The 1497-nt window shown below is 50.8% G+C and carries 1 protein-coding gene; it reads left to right on the top strand.

Annotation, left to right across the window (positions count from 1 at the left end):
* A partial coding sequence (locus KBW69_RS23325) for a C2H2-type zinc finger protein (RefSeq protein WP_257282529.1) occupies window positions 1–1473 on the top strand: 1473 nt, incomplete at its 5' end.
* Between the last annotated feature and the right edge of the window lie 24 nt (window positions 1474–1497).

Here is a 1497-nt window from a genome sequence, read left to right as displayed (position 1 = left end):
AACAAACCCTGCAGGCGAAACAAACTTCAGATCATCACTTTGATGTACGAAACGTGCGGCGGTAACTATTCCCGGACAACCGGGCCAGGGGATCATGGTCGGTCATTCAATAGACATTCAGAAAAAAAACATTATCTATACGACAACGGTCATAATGATGAAGATTCGGGCCGACCCACTGACTCCCGGCATAGCCTTGACGAAAACTGCCATGAACAGCCCTGTTGTCATCGACAAGGACGCTGTATCTTCGCTCCCTCGACAAGTACCCAGTGTCGTGCAACCTCAGGCGACTCTTTCGCATACAGAACAGATGTCTATTTGCAAACAGGCGATCAGGAATCTGGCTCGGTAAGCCATCCTGCTGAAGGTCCGACCGTTGTCTCAGGCGCTGACAGCACAACCGGTCCATCATTAACATTAAATCCACCTCCTGCGGAAAAACAAAGGAAGGCAGGCTCCAAAAAATACCGATGTGACTATCCTGGCTGTGAAAAATTACTTGGCTCTCAAGCCTCATTGAAGACTCACAAAAGGCAATATCACACCGGAGAGCAAACCTGTCCTGAGTGCCAGAGAATCTTGTCAAACGCGAAAGCCCTGTGGAATCACAAAAGAAAAGATCACACGCCGGAGCAAACCTGCTCCGAGTGCCAGAAGACCCTGCCAAACGCTCAAGCCCTGGCTGCTCACAAAAGTCAATATCACACCGGAGAGCAAACCTGCCCTGAGTGCCAGAAGACCCTGCCAAACGCTCAAGCCCTGTCGAATCACAAAAGAAAAGATCACACCGGGGAACAAACCTGCCCTGAGTGCCAGAAGACCCTGCCAAACACTCAAGCCCTGTCGGCTCACAAAAGAAAAGATCACACTGGGGAACAAACCTGCTCTGAGTGCCAGAAGATCCTGCCAAACGCCAGAGCCCTGTCGGCTCACAAAAGTCAATATCACACCGGAGAACAAACCTGCCCAAGGTGCCAGAAGACCCTGCCAAACGCTCAAGCCCTGTTGAATCACAGAAGAAAATATCACACCCCGGAACAAACCTGCCCTAAGTGCCAGAAGACCCTGCCAAGCGCACAAGCTCTGACATATCACAAAAGAAAAGATCACACCCCGGAGCAAATCTGCTCTGAGTGCCAGAAGACCCTGCCAAGCGCACAAGCTCTGACATATCACAAAAGAAAAGATCACACCCCAGAGCAAACCTGTCCTGAGTGCCAGAAGACTCTGCCAAGCGTACAAGCTCTGACATATCACAAAAGAAAAGATCACACCCCGGAGCAAACCTGCCCTGAGTGCCAGAAGACCCTGCCAAACGCTCAGGCCCTGTCGGCTCACAAAAGTCAATATCACACCGGAGAGCAAAGCTGCCCTGAGTGCCAGAAGACCCTGCCAAACAGTCAAGCCCTGTCGACTCACAAAAGGCAACACCGAAAACGAAAGCTTGATGATGCAAAGTCAAGTGATTGATGTCTGCTTGTCACAGGCTAGAGA

The organism is Endozoicomonas sp. ISHI1, from assembly GCF_024606225.1.
Taxonomy (GTDB): domain Bacteria; phylum Pseudomonadota; class Gammaproteobacteria; order Pseudomonadales; family Endozoicomonadaceae; genus Endozoicomonas_A.
This window is presented reverse-complemented; position numbering and strand designations above follow the sequence as displayed.